This window comes from Nonomuraea pusilla (genome assembly GCF_900109355.1).
Taxonomy (GTDB): domain Bacteria; phylum Actinomycetota; class Actinomycetes; order Streptosporangiales; family Streptosporangiaceae; genus Nonomuraea; species Nonomuraea pusilla.
Map to the genome: position 1 here is coordinate 126342 of NZ_FOBF01000021.1, position 16737 is coordinate 143078.

18 protein-coding genes are annotated in these 16737 nt (G+C 69.4%); 6 read left to right on the forward strand and 12 right to left on the reverse strand.

The annotated features are described in order from the left end of the window. Positions 1-253: 253 nt before the first annotated feature. Together BMX74_RS33610 and BMX74_RS33615 are read left to right on the forward strand one after the other, a co-directional pair. Positions 254-1555 (forward strand): MATE family efflux transporter, encoded by a 1302-nt coding sequence (locus tag BMX74_RS33610; protein ID WP_055509028.1) that lies wholly within the window; start codon positions 254-256, stop codon positions 1553-1555. Between the two features lie 87 nt (positions 1556-1642). Further along, a complete protein-coding gene (locus BMX74_RS33615) occupies positions 1643-3145 on the forward strand; it encodes an APC family permease (RefSeq protein ID WP_256257425.1) in 1503 nt (500 codons plus the stop codon). 10 nt (positions 3146-3155) lie between these two features. On the opposite strand, the gene BMX74_RS33620 is transcribed toward BMX74_RS33615, so the two are convergent. The 7 genes from BMX74_RS33620 to rpsF form a co-directional block, all read right to left on the reverse strand. After that, positions 3156-3899: an amino acid ABC transporter ATP-binding protein gene (locus tag BMX74_RS33620; RefSeq protein WP_176573388.1), complete on the reverse strand. Its 744-nt coding sequence runs from the start codon at positions 3897-3899 to the stop codon at positions 3156-3158. Continuing rightward, positions 3896-4735: an amino acid ABC transporter permease gene (locus tag BMX74_RS33625; RefSeq protein WP_055504121.1), complete on the reverse strand. Its 840-nt coding sequence runs from the start codon at positions 4733-4735 to the stop codon at positions 3896-3898. Before BMX74_RS33625 ends, BMX74_RS33620 begins: the two co-directional genes overlap by 4 nt. Positions 4736-4742: 7 nt before the next feature. Beyond that, positions 4743-5621 carry an ABC transporter substrate-binding protein gene (locus BMX74_RS33630; RefSeq protein ID WP_055504122.1) on the reverse strand — a complete coding sequence of 293 codons (879 nt, stop codon included), beginning with the start codon at positions 5619-5621 and terminating at the stop codon, positions 4743-4745. A 422-nt stretch (positions 5622-6043) separates the two neighbouring features. Next, entirely contained in the window at positions 6044-6490 is a 447-nt protein-coding gene (gene rplI, locus BMX74_RS33635) for a 50S ribosomal protein L9 (RefSeq protein ID WP_055504123.1), read from the reverse strand. Positions 6491-6504: 14 nt separating this feature from the next. Further along, the gene (gene rpsR / locus BMX74_RS33640; protein ID WP_020543048.1) at positions 6505-6741 is read right to left on the reverse strand and encodes a 30S ribosomal protein S18; all 237 of its coding nucleotides are present in this window, start codon (positions 6739-6741) and stop codon (positions 6505-6507) included. A 63-nt stretch (positions 6742-6804) separates the two neighbouring features. Further along, positions 6805-7350, reverse strand: coding sequence for a single-stranded DNA-binding protein (locus BMX74_RS33645; RefSeq protein WP_055504124.1), 546 nt, complete (start codon positions 7348-7350; stop codon positions 6805-6807). Positions 7351-7438: 88 nt separating this feature from the next. After that, on the reverse strand, positions 7439-7729 hold the full coding sequence (gene rpsF, locus BMX74_RS33650; protein WP_055504125.1) for a 30S ribosomal protein S6: 291 nt from the start codon (positions 7727-7729) through the stop codon (positions 7439-7441). 185 nt (positions 7730-7914) lie between these two features. On the opposite strand from rpsF, the gene BMX74_RS33655 reads away from it, so the two are divergent. Further along, positions 7915-8238 (forward strand): hypothetical protein, encoded by a 324-nt coding sequence (locus BMX74_RS33655; protein WP_256257428.1) that lies wholly within the window; start codon positions 7915-7917, stop codon positions 8236-8238. A gap of 51 nt (positions 8239-8289) precedes the next feature. Here BMX74_RS33655 and BMX74_RS44460 read toward each other — a convergent pair whose 3' ends face one another. Beyond that, a complete protein-coding gene (locus BMX74_RS44460; protein ID WP_176573389.1) occupies positions 8290-8466 on the reverse strand; it encodes a hypothetical protein in 177 nt (58 codons plus the stop codon). 86 nt (positions 8467-8552) lie between these two features. Between BMX74_RS44460 and BMX74_RS33660 the strand changes: the two genes are divergently transcribed. Further along, positions 8553-9296, forward strand: a complete 744-nt coding sequence (locus tag BMX74_RS33660; RefSeq protein ID WP_177227608.1) for a deoxyribonuclease IV — start codon at positions 8553-8555, stop codon at positions 9294-9296. A 60-nt stretch (positions 9297-9356) separates the two neighbouring features. Here the strand turns inward: BMX74_RS33660 and BMX74_RS33665 are convergent, their stop codons facing one another. The 4 genes from BMX74_RS33665 to BMX74_RS33680 form a co-directional block, all read right to left on the reverse strand. Beyond that, positions 9357-10421, reverse strand: coding sequence for a mannosyltransferase family protein (locus BMX74_RS33665; protein ID WP_091104577.1), 1065 nt, complete (start codon positions 10419-10421; stop codon positions 9357-9359). Beyond that, complete coding sequence (locus tag BMX74_RS33670) at positions 10418-11740, reverse strand: glycosyltransferase family 87 protein (protein ID WP_091104579.1); 1323 nt, start codon at positions 11738-11740, stop codon at positions 10418-10420. The genes BMX74_RS33665 and BMX74_RS33670 overlap by 4 nt, the downstream gene beginning before the upstream one ends. Further along, positions 11737-14301: a transglycosylase domain-containing protein gene (locus BMX74_RS33675; RefSeq protein ID WP_143078854.1), complete on the reverse strand. Its 2565-nt coding sequence runs from the start codon at positions 14299-14301 to the stop codon at positions 11737-11739. Before BMX74_RS33675 ends, BMX74_RS33670 begins: the two co-directional genes overlap by 4 nt. Before the next feature lie 232 nt (positions 14302-14533). Then, positions 14534-14920: a DUF5318 family protein gene (locus BMX74_RS33680; protein ID WP_055504130.1), complete on the reverse strand. Its 387-nt coding sequence runs from the start codon at positions 14918-14920 to the stop codon at positions 14534-14536. A gap of 133 nt (positions 14921-15053) precedes the next feature. Between BMX74_RS33680 and BMX74_RS33685 the strand changes: the two genes are divergently transcribed. Both BMX74_RS33685 and BMX74_RS33690 read left to right on the forward strand, forming a co-directional pair. Then, on the forward strand, positions 15054-15638 hold the full coding sequence (locus BMX74_RS33685; protein ID WP_055505341.1) for a PadR family transcriptional regulator: 585 nt from the start codon (positions 15054-15056) through the stop codon (positions 15636-15638). Between the two features lie 13 nt (positions 15639-15651). Beyond that, positions 15652-16731, forward strand: a complete 1080-nt coding sequence (locus BMX74_RS33690; protein ID WP_055504131.1) for an inositol-3-phosphate synthase — start codon at positions 15652-15654, stop codon at positions 16729-16731. The last annotated feature ends 6 nt before the right edge of the window (positions 16732-16737 follow it).

Genomic DNA, 16737 nt, shown 5'->3' on the forward strand with positions numbered 1-16737 from the left:
GCACCATCCCCAGTTGTAGCCGACCGGTGTGACAGTTTCGCGGAGTCGGCGACGCACGGCAACGCGACCTGTGGATAACTCTGTGGATGAGCTGTGAACTATCCCGCTCAGGGTGTGAAAGCTCTGTGGACGAGCCTGGGGATAACTCATCCGACCATCCACCGACACGCTTCTGACCTGCAGAAACACTGTCCACGACCTGTGGAGGAAAGAAAGTTGGCCCGACGCGCCGAGTAATGGCCATAATGGACCGATGCCCATTACAGCACGCGACAGGGAGATTCTGCGGCTGGCCGTGCCCGCCTTCGGGGCGCTCGTGGCCGAGCCGCTCTTCCTGCTGGCCGACTACGCCATCGTCGGGCACGGCCTGGGCACCACCGCTCTCGGCGCGCTCGGCGTCGCGGGCACCGTCCTGTCCACCCTGGTGAACCTGTGCGTGTTCCTCGCCTACGGCACCACCGCGTCCGTCGCCCGCCAGAGCGGCGCCGGCAACCACGCCAGGGCCATGCGCAACGGCGTGGACGGCATCTGGCTGGCCCTGGCCATCGGCGCGGCGGTCGTCGCCGTGTGCTGGCCGCTCGCCCCGGCGATCGTGGAGCTGTTCGGGGCGGGCCAGGAGCAGACCGCGGAGGCGGTGACGTATCTGCGGATCAGCCTGCTGGGCGCGCCCGGGATGCTGGTCGTGCTCGCGGGCACCGGCGTGCTGCGCGGCCTCCAGGACACCGTGACCCCGCTCGCGGTCGCCGTGGGGTCGTTCGCGCTCAACGCCGCGCTGAACGCCTGGTTCGTGCTGGGCCTGCACTGGGGCATCGCCGGCTCGGCCTGGGGGACGGTGCTGGCCCAGACGCTCGGCGCGGCCGTCTACCTGGCGGTGGTCGTCAGGGGCGCGCTGCGCCTGGGGACGCCGCTCGTCCCCGACCTCGCCGGCGTGCGGCAGGCGGGCACCGCGAGCTTCGCCCTGCTCGTCAGGACGGTGTGCCTGCGCGTCGTGCTGGTCGTCGCCACCGTGGTCGCCACCAGGATGGGCAAGCCGGAGCTGGCCGCGTACGCGATCGCCACGCAGCTGTGGACGCTGCTCGCCTTCGCCCTCGACGCCATCGCGATCGCCGGGCAGGCCATCACCGGGCGCTCGCTGGGCGCGGGCGACACCGTGGCGACCAGGGCCGCCACCAGGCGCATGGTGCAGTGGGGCGCCTGGTCGGGCGTCGTGCTCGGCGCCGTGGTGCTGGCGGCCAGGCCCCTCGTGCCCGGCCTGTTCGACGCCGACCCCCAGGTCACCGCGCAGCTGCTGGCGCTGCTGTGGCCGGTCGCGCTGTTCCAGCCGGTCTGCGGGGTGGTGTTCGTGCTGGACGGCGTGCTGATCGGCGCGGGCGACCAGCGGTACCTGGCGTGGGCCGGGGTGTGGACGACGCTGGCGTACCTGCCCGCCGCCTTCCTCGCGTCCGGATTCGGCGTCGTGGCCCTGTGGTGCGCGCTCGGCGTGTGGATGGTGGCCCGGCTGATCACGCTGGTCCGGCGGGCCGCGGGCACTGCCTGGCTGGTGACCGGGGCGTAACCGGTTTGTGCTTGCTGTTGTCCGAGTGGTGAGACATTGTGGGCGAGTTCCCTGAGCGGGGTGTGTTCTTTGTCTGCAAACACGTCCTTGTCCACAAACCCGTCCACCACGCCGCGCGCCATCACGCGACGGCTGCCCGCGGCTGAGGCGACCGGGCTGCGCACCGGCGCCCGGCACAGCCTGGCCGAGATCTACCGCCCGGCCGACCTGGTCGTGCTCGGGCTCGGCGTGATGATCGGCGCGGGCGTCTTCAGCATCGCGGGGCAGCAGGCGGCCACCACCGCCGGACCCGGCGTGATCCTGTCCTTCATGATCGCCGGTATCGCGTGCCTGCTCGCCTGCCTGTGCTACGCCGAGCTGTCCTCGACGATGCCGACCTCCGGCAGCGCCTACACCTTCACGTACGTCATCTTCGGCGAGGTCTGGGCGTGGGTCATCGGCTGGGCACTGATCCTGGAGCTGCAGTTCGCGGCGGCGGTGGTGGCGCGCGCGTGGGCCGCCATCACCGTGCGGGCGATCGAGAACTTCGGGGTGGCGCTGCCGCGCGGGGACCTGGCCGGCGACCTGCTGGCGCCGGCCGTCCTGGTGCTGCTGACCGGCGTCGTCGCGCTCAGCGCGCGCGTGGGGCTGCGCGCGCTGTGGGTCATGGTGTCGGCGAAGCTGCTCGCCATCGGCGCGGTCATCGTCGTCGGCGCCAGGTACGTGGACGTGTCCAACTTCGGCGACTTCTACGTGAAGCCGAAGCCGGTCGCCGCGCAGCCGACGACCGTCCTCGAGGTCTTCGTCGGCCAGAGCCACGCCTTCGGCTGGTTCGGCGTGTTCTCGGCGGCGTCGGCCATCGCGTTCGCCTACATCGGGTTCGACATCGTGGCCACGTCGGCCGAGGAGACCGTGAACGCGCCGAAGGCCGTGCCGAAAGGCATGATCAGGAGCCTGGTGATCGCCACGGTCCTCTACATCGCGGTCGCCGTGGTCATGGTCGGGATGGTGCCGTACACGAAGATCTCCGTGGACGCGCCGCTGTCGAGTGCCTTCCACCTGATCGGGCTCGACTGGATGGGGCACGTCATCGACGTCGGCGCGGTGCTCGGCCTGACCACGGTGATACTCGTCCTGATCGTCGGGCAGACGCGCGTGCTGTTCTCGATGGCCCGCGACGGGCTGATCCCGCGCCGCCTCGCCAAGGTCAGCCGCAGGTACCACACCCCCACGCGGGTGACCCTGGTGATCGGGGCCGTGGCGGTCGTGCTGGCCGAGTTCGTGCCGGTGCTGACGATGCAGGAGCTCGTCGTCATCGGGACGCTGTTCGCGTTCCTGTTCGTCTCGGCCGGCGTGATCGTGATGCGGCGCCGCATGCCGCACCTGGAGCGCGGGTTCCGAGTGCCGCTGTCACCCGTGCTGCCCGCGCTCTCGCTGGTCGCCACGCTGTGGCTGATGGTCAACCTGCGGGTGCTCACATGGGGCTGGTTCGCCCTGTACATGGCCTTCGGCCTGCTGGTCTACCTCCTGTACGGCAGACGCCACAGCCTGCTCGCGAACCCGCGCACGCCCGTCGTGGAGCCGCCCGGCCGCGGCCGGCACCGGCGTTAGCAGGCCGGGGTCAGAGGCGGCCCGCCTCCAGCACGCTGCGCAGGAACGCGCGGGTGCGCTCGTGCTCCGGCTCCCGGAAGATCTGCTCGGGCGGGCCCTTCTCCAGCAGCACCCCGCCGTCCAGGAAGCACACGGTGTCGGAGATGTCGCGGCAGAAGCCCATCTCGTGCGTGGTCAGGATCATCGTCATGCCCGACTCCTTGAGCTCCCTGATGATGCCCAGCACCTCCAGGACGAGCTGCGGGTCGAGCGCCGACGTGACCTCGTCCAGCAGGATCAGCCTCGGCTGCGTGGCCAGCGCCCTGATCACCGCCACCCGCTGCTGCTGCCCGCCCGACAGGCTGTCGGGGTACGCCCCCGCCTTGCCCGCCAGCCCGAACCGGTCCAGCAGGTCGCGCGCCTGCTCCTCGGCCTGCGCCTTCGACACGCCGTGCACCCGCCGGGGCGCCAGCGTGATGTTGTCGAGCACCGTCATGTGCGGGAACAGGTTGAACGCCTGGAAGACGATGCCGAGCCGCTTGCGGACGTCGTCCACGCGCACCCGCGGGTCGGTGATGTCGTCGCCGTCGAGGCGGATCGTGCCGTCGTCCACCGTCTCCAGCAGGTTCACGCAGCGCAGCAGCGTGGACTTGCCCGACCCGGACGCCCCGATCAGGCTCACCACCTCGTGCGGCCGCACCTCCAGGTCGATGCCGCGCAGCACGCTGTGCCCGTGGAAGCTCTTCCACACCCCTTCGATGGACAGCAGGCTCATGCTCCGCGCCTCCTGCGGGTGCGCTCGGCCAGGTGGTCGGTGAACCTGGCCATCGGGATGGTGAGCAGGATGAACAGCAGCGCCGCCACCAGGTACGGCGTGTAGTTGAACGTGCTGGCCGCGTGGATCTGCGCCTGCCGCAGCGCCTCCAGCGGGCCGATGGTGGCGACCAGGGCGGTGTCCTTCTGTAGGGAGACGAAGTCGTTCAGCAGCGGCGGCACGACCCGGCGGGTCGCCTGCGGCAGCACGACGAACCACATGGTCCTGCCGTGGCTCAGGCCGAGCGACCGGGCCGCCGCCACCTGGCTCGGGTGGATCGACTCGATCCCGGAACGGAACACCTCGGCCACGTACGCGCCGTACGACAGGGTCAGCGCGATGACGCCGAGGGTCGCCAGGTCGGACGGGATGCCCTGCAGCCGCAGCGCGGGCAGCCCGAAGCCGATCAGGTAGATGACCAGGATCGTCGGCACGCCACGGAACACGTCCGTGTAGAGCGTCGCCAGCGCCCTGATCGGGAAGAACGCCGGCGTCGTGATGCCCCTGGCGAGCGCCACCAGCAGCCCGACGATCAGGATCAGCGGCTCGGCGAAGAGGAAGATCTTGATGTTGAGCAGGAACCCGTCGAGGACGTCGGGCAGCGCCTTGAGGAACTGCTCACCGTCGAAGAACGTCTCCTCGACGCGCGGCCAGCCGGGCGAGTTCGTGACCACCCACACGAGCAGGACGATGAACACGACCGTCGAGAGGGTGGCCACCGACGCGGAGCGGCGGGCGCGCGTCCTGCGGATCTGCTCCCGCTCGACCTGCCGCTCCGACTTGACCCATTCGCTCACGTGAGCGTCACTTCAGCTCGGGCGCGCCGGCGGCGGAGCCGAGCCACTCCTGCTCGATCTTGGCCAGTTCGCCCTTCGACTTCAGCGCGTCCACGGCCTTGTCCACGCAGGACTTGAGCGCGCTGCCCTTCTCCATCACCAGGCCGAACTCCTCCGGCGTGCCGCCGGTGGCCCCGAACTGGCCGACGATCTTGCTGTCCTCGACCTGGGCGGCGGTGACGTAGAACGCGGTCGGCAGGTCCACGACCAGTGCGTCGATCTGCTTGTTCTTCAGCGCGTTCACCGAGTCGATCTGCTCGTTGTAGACGTTCGGGTCGGCCGACGGCTTGATGACGTTCTTGACGGCGTCGAGCGCGGTGGTGCCGACCTGGACGCCGATCTTGGCGTCCTTGAGCTGGGCGAGGCTGGTGACGTCGGCGAACTTGCCGCCCTTGACGGCCACGACCGCCTGCTTGACGGTGTAGTAGCCCTTGCTGAAGTCGACCGCCTTGGCCCGGTCGGGGGTGATCGAGACCTGGTTGACGTCGAAGTCGAACGGCTTGGTGCCCGGCGCGAACGCCGAGTCGAACTTGACGGTGCTCCACTGCACCTCGTCGCGGTCGAAGCCCATCTCGCCGGCCACGGCGTAGGCGACGGCGCTCTCGAAGCCCTGGCCGTTGCTCGGGTCGTCGTCCTTGAACCAGGGCTCGTAGGCGGGCTTGTCGGTGCCGATGGTCAGCTTGCCGGCGGTGACGAGCTTGAGCTGGTCCTTGGTGCACGCGGTTGTCGCGGCGCCCGCGGCGGACGTCGTGGGACTGGCCGTACTCGCCGTGTCGTCGGCGGGGGCGCAGGCGACGGCCGCCACCGCGAGCGCGCCGAGCGCGAGCAGCATCGAGGGACGGGCCATGTCGGAGCCTCCAGGGGAAAGCGGGGAAGAACGAGGGGTATTCTACGCTGCCCCAATAGGGAAATAAGCTCCCACCTGTATATATGGCAGCCGATCTCCGACGGAACCCGCCACCCTCAGAACAACCGCTTTCCCTGGCACAGAAGCGCCCCCGGAACCATCGCGATCCCGTGCCTCCCCACTGGGCTGCTCAGAGCGCAGGCCGATAGGGGTCGCCGGGCTGCCCTTCGGAACGGCTGCCCAGGGCTACCGCCGGGATCTGATCTGAACCAGTCGGGCAGCGACACGTACCACCCGTCCGCGAGCGAGAACGACAGCAGCGGCCCCACGATCACGGGTGTGATCACGGAGCCGCTGCTGTTCGATCTACTTCGCCAACGGCGTGCTGGCGGGAGCCAGGGCCGCGGACGTGAGCGGGGTCGTCAGCCGGCGACGACCTCGACGTCGAGCGAAGCCGACACCTCGGGGTGCAGCTTCACGGTGACCCGGTGGGAGCCGACGCTCTTGATCGGGTTGGGGATCTCGATGCGGCGGCGGTCGAGCGCCGGGCCGCCGGCGGCCTGCACCGCGTCGGCGATGTCGCCGGTGGTGATGGAGCCGAACAGGCGGCCGGACTCACCCGCGCGGGTGGTCAGGCGCACGCGGAGGGCGCCGAGCCGGCCGGCGACCTCCTTGGCGGTGCCGAGGTCGCGGATCTCGCGGGCGTCACGGGCCTTCTTGATGGCCTCGATCTGCTTCTCCGCGCCACGCGTCCAGCGCATGGCGTAGCCGCGCGGGATGAGGTAGTTACGGCCGTAGCCGTCCTTGACCTCGACGACGTCACCGGGGGTGCCGAGGCCGGAGACCTCGTTGGTGAGGATGAGCTTCATATCGACAGACCTCCTTAGCGCGCGGTGCTCGTGTAAGGCAGCAGGGCCACCTCACGGGCGTTCTTGATCGCGGTCGCCACGTCGCGCTGGTGCTGGGTGCAGTTGCCCGTCACCCGGCGCGCACGGATCTTGCCGCGGTCGGAGATGAACTTCCGCAGCAGCGCCGTGTCCTTGTAGTCGACGTAGGAGATCTTGTCGTGGCAGAACAGGCAAACCTTCTTCTTGGGCTTGCGCAGTGCCGGCTTGGCCATCGTGGTGCTCCTTTCAGAGCCCCGCCGTCAGAGCGGGAATGGACTCGGGCTTGTGGACTGGGTCTAGAAAGGCGGTTCGTCGCTGAAGTCGCCGCCGCCGCCGAAGCCGCCGCCGCCCTGCTGGCCGCCGCCCTGGTAGCCCCCGCCGAAGCCGCCGCCGCCCTGGGGCGGGGCCGGCGTCGCCGAGGCCCACGGGTCGTCAGCCGGGCCGCCGAAGCCGCCGCCACCGCCGCCGCCCTGACGGGAGGTGCGGTTGACCTTGGCGGTGGCGTTGCGCAGGGACGGGCCGACCTCGTCGACCTCGACCTCGTAGACGGTGCGCTTCTCGCCTTCCTTGGTCTCGTAAGACCGCTGCTTGAGCCGCCCCTGCACGATGACCCGCATGCCGCGCTGGAGGCTCTCGGCGACGTTCTCGGCCGCCTGCCGCCAGACGTTGCAGGTCAGGAAGAGGCTCTCGCCGTCCTTCCACTCGTTGGTCTGGCGATCCATGAACCGCGGAGTGGACGCGATGCGGAATCGGGCCACTGCTTGCCCCGTGGGGGTGAAGCGCAGCTCCGGGTCGTCGACAAGGTTGCCGACGATGGTGATTACGGTGTCGCCTGCTGCCATGGCCAGCGCTCGCCTTCCTGCACGCCTTCGCTTGGGTTACGGCTCAGAGTACGGCTCCCGCCCGACAAAAAGCCGGGCAACGAGCTGCTTAGTGCACGTCGGGGCGCAGGACCTTGGTGCGCAGGATGCCCTCGTTGAGGTTCATCTGCCGGTCGAGCTCCTTGACCGTCGCGGGCTCCGCGGACAGGTCGATGACGGCGTAGATGCCCTCGGACTTCTTGTTGATGTCGTAGGCAAGACGGCGACGGCCCCAGACGTCGACCTTCTCCACGGTGCCGCCGTCGTTGCGGACCACGGTGAGGAACTGGTCGAGGGACGGCGCGACGGTGCGCTCATCGAGCGAAGGGTCCAGGATGACCATTACTTCGTAACGACGCATACGGGACTCCAACCTCCTCTGGACTCTTGCGGTCACGACACTCTGCCGTGACAGGAGGACGCTGACGTTGAAACCCGGCCGCCCCTTTCGGCGCTCCGGGGTGACGGGTCACCCATCACAACGCAGCCTGAACAGGTTACCAGCAGGCCACAGGTGGGAAAGCCTTTAAGAAGCCTGAGGGGGTGGTGGCTGTGCCACATGTGCTCCATCCCTCGAAGAGGGAGCCGTTCAAGCTCACGCTCAACACCGACGGACACTCGCACCCGGTCGAGAACGCCCTGGCCGTCGCCGCGCTCGCGTGCGGCGTGGTGGCCTTCGTGATGGCGTTCTTCCCCTCGGCCCACGTGGTCGGGTCCTGGGTGGGCACGCTCGGTTTCGGCGTCGGGCTCTACTCGCAGTACGTCTCGGTGACCACGCCGCAGCGCGCGCTCAACATCGTCGGGCTCGTCGGCTCGTTCGTGGGCGCCGCGCTCGGCATCGTCCACGGCGGGTTCCTTCCCACTCCGTAGTCTCCGCGCCCGCTGTCGCACGGCCCCGGCACGGCCCGGGGCCGCGTGCCGTCAGCCGATGTGCAGATCGACGCCGAGCAGGACCAGGAACCACAGGAAGACCGCGAGCAGCGCCTCCGCGACGTCCCTGACGAGCCCGGGGGTGATGTAGTCGGCGCGCCAGGCGACGTAGATGCCGATGATCACGTAGACGAGGAGGATCAGCGCTCGCCAGCGCCAGCGTCTCATGTCGCTTCTCCTAGCGATAGGGGGCCCTTGGCGACTTCCCCCGCACCCTCCCGGCAAACGGATGGGCAACGGATAAGCTCGGTGACATGGTGCGCATCGGAGCTCACGTCGGCCAGGACGACCCCGCGGCACACGCCCGGGAGGTGGGCGCCGACCTGGTGCAGTTCTTCCTCGGCGATCCCCAGGGCTACGACAAGCCGGTGCTGCCCGCCAAGCCGGTCGAGGGCGTGGACGTCTACATCCACGCGCCGTACCTGGTCAACGTCGCCACGACGAACAACCGCATCAGGATCCCCAGCCGCAAGCTGCTGGAGCAGCATCTGAGGGCGGCGGCCGGCCTCGGCGCGAAGGCGCTGGTCGTGCACGGCGGGCACGTCAACAAGAACGACGACCCGCAGGCGGGGTTCGACAACTGGCGCAAGGTGTTCGAGCGCATGGAGTGCCCGATCCCGGTGCTGATCGAGAACACGGCGGGCGGCGGCAACGCGATGGCGCGCAAGCTCGACCGCATCGCCCGCCTGTGGGACGCGCTCGACGGCTTCGACGTGGGCTTCTGCCTCGACACCTGCCACGCGCACGCCGCGGGCGAGGAGCTGGTCGACCTGGTCGACCGGGTCAAGGCCATCACCGGCAGGATCGACCTGGTCCACTGCAACGACTCGCGCGACGACTTCGACTCGGGCGCCGACCGCCACGCCAACCTGGGCAAGGGGAAGATCGACCCCGAGCTCATCCTGGCGGTCTGCCGCGCGGCGGGCGCGCCGGTGGTCGTGGAGACCCCGGCGGAGGGGCAGGCCGAGGACATCGCGTTCCTGCGCGCGAACCTCTAGTTCTGCACAGCCTGTGGATAACTTCCCTGGATTACCGCGGAAGAGAAACGGGTAAGAAGATCAGCCCGCCCACCCGCCCTGGAGGAACCGGGTCGTCGCCAGCAGCATGAGCGGCCCGGCCACCATCGCGTACATGGCGATCACCCATCTGCGTCTCGTGGCCAGCCCGGCGAACGCCACCCACATCGGGAACCACAGCAGCAGCGCGCGCGGGATCGACAGGTAGTAGGCCGACGTCATCAGCGCCACGGCCTGCAGCCCCGTGTACACCGCCTCGCTCCACCTGCGCAGCGCGAGCAGCCACACCAGCGCGGCCACGGCCACCACCGCCCCCGCGATCTCCATGCGGAAGGCCACCGCGTGGTCGCCCCCGCCGGTCGCGGCCTCCCACGTCGTACGCCACGCCTGCCACGGCCAGACCATCTCGCGCCCCCAGCCGGCCTCCTGGGCGTGCTTCCACGCCAGCCAGTCGCCCGAGCGCGCGTAGTGGTAGGCGGAGTACGCCGCCAAGGGCAGGAACGGCACCGCGAGCCACGCCGCGCGCCGCAGCGGCGCCCTGGACGTCACGTACTCGACCGCCAGCGCCACGGCCAGGAACAGGCCGGTGATGCGCACGCAGGACGCGCCGGCGGCCAGCAGCGCCGCCTCGGGCCAGCGCCCCTGCCTGGCGGCGAGCCAGGCGGGCACGGCGAAGGCCAGGAACAGCGACTCGCTGTAGCCGGCGGCGAGGAACACCGCCGTGGGGAACAGCAGCAGCGCGAGCACCGCGATCCAGCCGCGGGCGCCTTCCAACTCGGCCAGCCTGGCGAGCGCCACCATGGCCACCGCGCCGGCGGCCAGCGAGACCAGCAGGCCGCTCACGGCCCAGTCGGGGACGACGAGGTGGACGAGGCGAAGCGCCGCCGGCAGCCCTGGGAAGAACGCGGGCAGGCCCGGGTCGGGTGTCCCGGCCGGGTCGCCGTCGTAGCCGTACCGGGCGATCGTGACGAACAGCCCGGCGTCCCACTGCTGCCACCTGTCCGCGTACACCCGCCAGGGCACGCCGAGGACGGTCGCGACGAGCAGCCCGGCCCGGGACCCGAGCCACAGCAGCAGCGCGTCCCTGTCGACCGAGCGGGTGATCACCGCGCGAGCGAGGTCAGCGTGAACCGGTCACGCGCTCCGTCGAAGACCCCGCCGGCCTGGTCGTCGACGCCGTCCTGCCGGACGACGTCCTTGTCCGGTCTGAAGATGTCGCGCACCACGAACGCCATCATGATGGCGATGGTGATGACACGTCCCCAGACGGCCGTGAAGTACGTGTCGTCGCCGATGCCCAGGTCCGTACGGCTGAGCGGCGCCTGCGACAGCAGGTAGAGCCAGATGGCGGCGAAGTACCAGACCTCGGCGACCTGCCACAGCGCGAGCGGCTTCCAGTTGGGCCTGGCCAGCACCGCGAACGGCACCAGCCACAGCACGAACTGCGGCGACCACACCTTGTTCGTCATCATGAACGCGGCCAGCGCGAGGAAGCAGATCTGCGCGAGCCGCGGCCGGCGCGGCGCGGCCAGCGTGAGCACGGCGATGCCCAGGCAGAGCAGGGCGAGCGACACCATGCCGAGCGTGCTCGGGTCGGCCTCGCCGAGCACGGGCCAGCCCTTGTTCTGGAAGAACAGCCACGGCGAGCCCCAGTCGACGCCCCGCTCCTGGGAGAAGACGTAGAACCTGCGCCAGCCCTCCCACGCGAAGATCATGAAGGGCAGGTTGGCGGCCAGCCAGGCGCCCGCGGTGGCCCCCAGGGTCACGAGGAACGGCCGCCACTTCGCGGTGCGCAGCGTGAGGAGGAACAGCGCGCCGAGGAACATGAGCGGGTAGAACTTGGTGGCGATCGCGAGGCCGAGCAGCACGCCCGCGAGCACCTGCCGCTGCCGCTTCCAGGCGAGCAGCACGCCCATCGACAGCGCGCCCGCCACGAGGTCCCAGTTGATGTACGCGGCCAGCACCACGGCGGGCGAGATCGCGTACCACAGGGCGTCCCAGCGCCTGGCCGGCCCGGCGACGGCGGCCATCAGCAGCACGCCCGCCACCAGGCAGGCGCCCAGCAGGACGACGGTCAGGTCGTAGAACCTGACGGCCTGGGCGACCACGTCGGTCTCGAGGTGGCGGGCCACCCAGGCGATGGCCTGCATGACCTCGCCCAGCACCACCGGGTACTCCACCTGCTTGTCGAACGGGACGTGGGCGAAGTAGGGGTTCTGGGTGGCGAGCTGCCGGTCGAAGTACAGCGGGTAGATGTCGGTGTAGCAGAAGTTCGTGTAGGTGGAGACCTGGTCGTTCCACCCTCCGGTGCGGCAGGGCAGCCGCACGACGTACGCGAGCGCCGCCCCGAGGGCCGCGACGACCCCCAGGGGCAGGTACGGCACGGCACGCGCCAGCATGGGGGCGCGTGCCTCCGCGCTCGTCACCGCTCGTCTCGCCTGGTGGGCGGGGCGGGCGGGGTGGCCGACGGTGCGGCCGGCACGGCGCCGCCGCCGCTCCCTCCGCTCAGGACGCCGTGGTCGCCGGACTCGGGGATGCCGTTGTCCTGGTTGGGGTCGCCGCCCTGGTCGTTGCCGATGCCGTTGTCGTTGCCGTTCCCATTGCCGTTGCCGTTGCCGTTGCCGGGGCCGTCGTCGCAGCCGACCAGGCCGCAGTCGCCGGGCCCGAACGGGTCGCCGTCGTCGAAGGGGTTCTTGGTGGCCGTCGGCGTGGGCGTCGGGCTGGGCACGATGTTCTCGGGCAGGCCGACCTCGGCCTTCGTCGGGAACTGCTCGACCGGCTTGCCCTCGTGGGCGAGCAGCATGAAGGCCCGCCAGATCGAGGTGGGCGGTCCGGCGCCCTCGAAGCCGAGCGACACCTCACGCGGGTGCGTGTACGGGTTGTTCGGGCCGTACTTCTTGGACGCCTTGCCGTTCGGGGTGATCGGGCAGTTCGAGTGCAGCGGCTGGACGACCTTGCCGGTCTTGGTCACGCACTGCTCGCGGTACATGCCGACCGCGGCGGAGATCTGCGGCGTGTACCCGACGAACCAGGCTTCCTTCTCGTTGTTGTTCGTGCCGGTCTTGCCCGCGGCGGGGCGGGTGCCGAGGCCCTTGCCGGCGGCGGTGCCGCTCCTCAGCACCTCCTGCATGGCGACCGTCGAGTCGGCGGCGACGGCCGGGTCGATGACCGACTTGGACGTGCGCACCTCGGGGTAGGCGATCTTGCCGTTCTGCTCGACCCGCTGCACGACGTGGTACTTGGTGTACTTGCCGGCGTTGGCGAAGATCGAGTAGCCGGCGGCCTGCTCGACCGGCGTCACCAGGGCGCTGCCGATGGAGAACTGGTACTGGTGCTCCTTGACGTCCTGCTCCATGCGCTTCGGGTCGAACCCGGCCGCCTCGACGAGGTTCTTGACGTCCTCGAGCTGCCCGGGGAGCTTGTACGCCATCGACACGTACGCGGTGTTGACCGACTGGGCCGTCGCCTTGACGACGTCCACGGCCTGGCCGACGTTGTGGCTGTTGCGGAAGCCGCCGAGCTGCTGGCCGGGGATCTCCTTGGGCACGGTCTCGTTGCCCGGCACGTAGCTCTTGAGCGAGTAGCCGGCCTGGAGCCAGGCGGCGAGCACGTACGGCTTGAACGCGGACGCGGCCTGCTTCTCCGACTGGAACGGCTCGTTCCAGGGGTCGCTGATGTAGTCGTCGCCGCCGTAGAAGGCGAGGACGCGGCCGGTCTTCGGGTCGACGGCGGCCAGGCCGGTGTGGAACTCGTTCGACATGTTCGCGGTGACGCCGCGCACGGCCTTCTGCGCGTCGAGCATCAGCTTCTTGTCGAAGGTGGAGATGATCTTGTAGCCGTTGCTCTCGATGGCGTCCTCGGTGAGGCCGCGCGCCTTCAGCTCCTCCTTGACCTGCTTGACCATGTAGCCCTTGATGCCGCCGAGCTGGTTCTTCATGGACAGCTTCTTCGTCTTGGGGAACTTGGCGGTCTGGGGCAGAGTGCCGTACTTGTCGGGCCACTGCTCGGCCATGTACTTGACGACGGTGTCGAAGCGCACCTTCAGCGCGGGCGCGTCGGGCTCCCAGCTCGGCGTCTGGATGCGCGCGGCCAGGTAGGCGCTCTGCACGGGGGTGAGCTTGTCGGCGGTGACCTTGTCGCCGAAGTACGCCTTGGCGGCGGCCTGGATGCCGTACGCGCGGCCGAAGTTGACCGTGTTGAGGTAGTTCTTGAGGATCTCCTCCTTGCCCATCTCCTTGTTGAGCTTGACCGCGACGAAGATCTCCTTGACCTTTCGCGTGACCGACACTTCCTGGCTCAGGCCGTCGTAGTAGTTACGCGCCATCTGCTGGGTGATGGTCGAGGCGCCCTGGAGCTGCTGGCCGGTCGCGGTCATGTACACCGAGCGGACCATGCCCGAGATGGAGATGCCGGAGTCCTCCCAGAACGTCTTGTTCTCGATGGCGACGGTGGCGTCCTTGATGCTCTGGGCCATCTTCTCGTACGGGACGGTCTCGCGGGCGGTGCCCAGCCTGGCGATGACCGTCTTGCCGTCGCGGTAGTAGATGGTGCTGCCCTGCGCCACGGCCTCGGCCTGCGTCTCCTTCGGCACCGGCGTCTGGGCGTACGCGACCATGATCATGCCGAAGACGCCGGCGGCGAGCACGACGACGGCGGCCACGACGATCTTCCAGTTCGGTATGAACCTGCGCCAGCCGCCACGGCCCTTGTCCTTGCCCGGCTGGTCCGGCGGGCCGGGCGGACCGTTCCTGCCGCCGCCCCTGCGCGAGCGCCTCGGCGTGTCGGCGATGACGGTCTCCTCGCCGCCCACCGACCTGGTCTCCTGACGCGCGCGCGAGCGCCCGCGCGGGCCCTCGTCCCCTCGTCCGGGGGCGGGGCCGCCGGGAGGCCCGGCCGGCGACTGGGCCGGCGAGTGGGCCGGCGGCTGGGACGTGGGAGGCGGCGCGGCACGCCGCGGCGGCGGGTCGTCGTACGGCTGCGCCGACATGGCGCCCGTCTGCTCGTAGGCGGCCTCGGGACGGCGGGCCGGCTGAGGCGCGCCCCAGGCGGAATCAGCGGTTTGAGGAGGAGAACCTGGGGGCACAGAACGGGATGAGTTGGACCGACGGCGCCTCCCCGGGCGGGCCGTCCCCTCATTCATGCTGTCACTCACACGTCCTCGCATCGTCGTCGGAACAGAGCGGCGGTGGGGCGTGAGACCTGCTCGCCGCCCTCGATGATCATTGTTCGTCCGCGAGGTCGGGCGGTCCGTTGCCGAGGACGAACGAGACCGTCAGGTGGTTCCAGGAACAACCTTGGCAGACCTCGACGACGTACACCCGGAACTCATCGTAATCATGAGCCATCTCGACGAGCTCCGACGCGACCTTTGCCTGACCGGCATGCCGCCCCAGGGAATCCCCATACACGTACGTCACGTTGGTGACGTTCTCCTTCTCGCAAACCGGGCAGAGACGTTCGGTCGGTTCGCCGAAGAAGCGGGCGGCGCGAAGGAGGTAGGGCTGTGCGTCACAGACGTCGCCGAGCGAGGCCCGCCCGGCGCGCAGGGATCGGACCACCGCCCGCTTCGCGAGGCCGTAATCCACCACCCTTCTCTGTGACCACATGCGCGCCAGACTACGGCGTTTTTCCGATTCATCCCAACGACTTGGCGAATCCTCTGATTGCCGCCTTATGCCGACGCGACGTATCCTCAAGATGTATCGGCTCGATACATCGACGCGAGAGGAGGCGGTTCCGATGGCCGGCGGTCAAGGCAGGGTGTTGGAACTGGCCGTGCTCGGGTCGCTGCACGAGACCCCGCTCCACGGCTATGAGCTGCGCAAACGGCTCAACGCCCTGCTGGGGATGTTCCGTGCGTTCTCCTACGGGTCGCTCTACCCCTGCTTGCGCTCGCTGCTCGAACGCGGACTCATCACGGAGGAGCAGCCCGCTCCCACCACGATCGTCGGCGGCCGATCCAAGATCGTCTACAAGCTGACGGCCGAGGGCAAGGAGCGGCTCCAGGAGATGCTGACGCAGGCCGGGCCGTCCGCCTGGGAGGACGAGAGCTTCGGCGTGCATTTCGCCTTCTTCAGACACACCGAGGCGGAAGTGCGCCTGCGCATCCTCGAAGGCCGCCGCAGCCGCCTGGAGGAACGGCTCGACGCCGTCCGCACGGCGCTGGCCCGCACCGCGGAGCGACTCGACAGCTACACACTCGAGCTCCAACGCCACGGGCTGGAGTCGGTCGAACGAGAGGTGCGCTGGCTGAACGAGCTGATCGCGACAGAGCGGCGGGCCTCGCAAGAGCCCGAGAGAGATACCAGGTCAACTGATGAGTAAGGGAGCGAGTGCGATGGGTTCGGTTCGCGTGGCGATTGTCGGTGTCGGCAACTGCGCGTCATCGCTGGTCCAGGGCGTTCACTATTACAAGGACGCGGACCCGGCCACACGCGTGCCGGGCCTGATGCACGTGATGTTCGGCGACTACCACGTCGGCGACATCGAGTTCGTCGCCGCGTTCGACGTCGACGCCAAGAAGGTCGGCCGCGACCTGTCCGAGGCGATCGTCGCGAGCGAGAACAACACGATCAAGATCACGGATGTGCCCCCGCTCGGGGTGACCGTCCAGCGCGGCCACACCTTCGACGGTCTGGGCCAGTTCTACCGGGAGATCGTCGAGGAGTCCGACGAGGAGCCGGTGGACGTCGTCGAGGTGCTGCGCGAGAACCAGGTGGACGTCCTCGTGTCGTACCTGCCGGTGGGCTCGGAGGAGGCCGACCGCTTCTACGCGCAGTGCGCGCTCGACGCCAAGGTGGCGTTCGTCAACGCGCTGCCGGTCTTCATCGCCTCCGACCCCGAGTGGGCGCAGAAGTTCACCGAGGCCGGCGTGCCGATCGTGGGCGACGACATCAAGTCGCAGGTGGGCGCCACGATCACGCACCGCGTCCTGGCCAAGCTGTTCGAGGACCGCGGGGTCGAGCTGCTGCGTACGTACCAGCTCAACTTCGGCGGCAACATGGACTTCATGAACATGCTGGAGCGCAGCCGCCTCCAGTCCAAGAAGATCTCCAAGACGCAGTCGGTCACCTCGCAGATCCCCCACGAGATGGGGAAGGCCGACGTCCACATCGGGCCGTCCGACCACGTGCCGTGGCTCGACGACCGCAAGTGGGCCTACGTGCGCCTGGAGGGCCGCTCGTTCGGCGACACGCCGCTCAACCTGGAGTACAAGCTCGAGGTGTGGGACTCCCCGAACTCGGCCGGCATCATCATCGACGCCGTGCGCGCCGCCAAGATCGCCCTTGACCGGGGCGTCGGCGGGCCGATCCTGTCGGCGTCGTCCTACTTCATGAAGTCGCCGCCCCAGCAGTTCTCCGACGACGAGGCCCGCGACCTCGTCGAGAAGTTCATCAAGGGCGAAGTCGAGCGCTGACCCACC

Bases quoted from the DNA above. Each gene is read 5' to 3' on its own strand.
- rplI (WP_055504123.1), bottom strand. From the start codon at position 6,490: ATGAAGCTCATCCTCACCAACGAGGTCTCCGGCCTCGGCACCCCCGGT.
- rpsF (WP_055504125.1), bottom strand. From the start codon at position 7,729: ATGCGTCGTTACGAAGTAATGGTCATCCTGGACCCTTCGCTCGATGAG.
- BMX74_RS33630 (WP_055504122.1), bottom strand. From the start codon at position 5,621: ATGGCCCGTCCCTCGATGCTGCTCGCGCTCGGCGCGCTCGCGGTGGCG.
- rpsR (WP_020543048.1), bottom strand. From the start codon at position 6,741: ATGGCCAAGCCGGCACTGCGCAAGCCCAAGAAGAAGGTTTGCCTGTTC.
- BMX74_RS33685 (WP_055505341.1), top strand. From the start codon at position 15,054: ATGGCCGGCGGTCAAGGCAGGGTGTTGGAACTGGCCGTGCTCGGGTCG.
- BMX74_RS33680 (WP_055504130.1), bottom strand. From the start codon at position 14,920: ATGTGGTCACAGAGAAGGGTGGTGGATTACGGCCTCGCGAAGCGGGCG.
- BMX74_RS33645 (WP_055504124.1), bottom strand. From the start codon at position 7,350: ATGGCAGCAGGCGACACCGTAATCACCATCGTCGGCAACCTTGTCGAC.
- BMX74_RS33675 (WP_143078854.1), bottom strand. From the start codon at position 14,301: ATGTCGGCGCAGCCGTACGACGACCCGCCGCCGCGGCGTGCCGCGCCG.
- BMX74_RS44460 (WP_176573389.1), bottom strand. From the start codon at position 8,466: ATGAGACGCTGGCGCTGGCGAGCGCTGATCCTCCTCGTCTACGTGATC.
- BMX74_RS33610 (WP_055509028.1), top strand. From the start codon at position 254: ATGCCCATTACAGCACGCGACAGGGAGATTCTGCGGCTGGCCGTGCCC.
- BMX74_RS33620 (WP_176573388.1), bottom strand. From the start codon at position 3,899: ATGAGCCTGCTGTCCATCGAAGGGGTGTGGAAGAGCTTCCACGGGCAC.
- BMX74_RS33660 (WP_177227608.1), top strand. From the start codon at position 8,553: ATGGTGCGCATCGGAGCTCACGTCGGCCAGGACGACCCCGCGGCACAC.
- BMX74_RS33690 (WP_055504131.1), top strand. From the start codon at position 15,652: ATGGGTTCGGTTCGCGTGGCGATTGTCGGTGTCGGCAACTGCGCGTCA.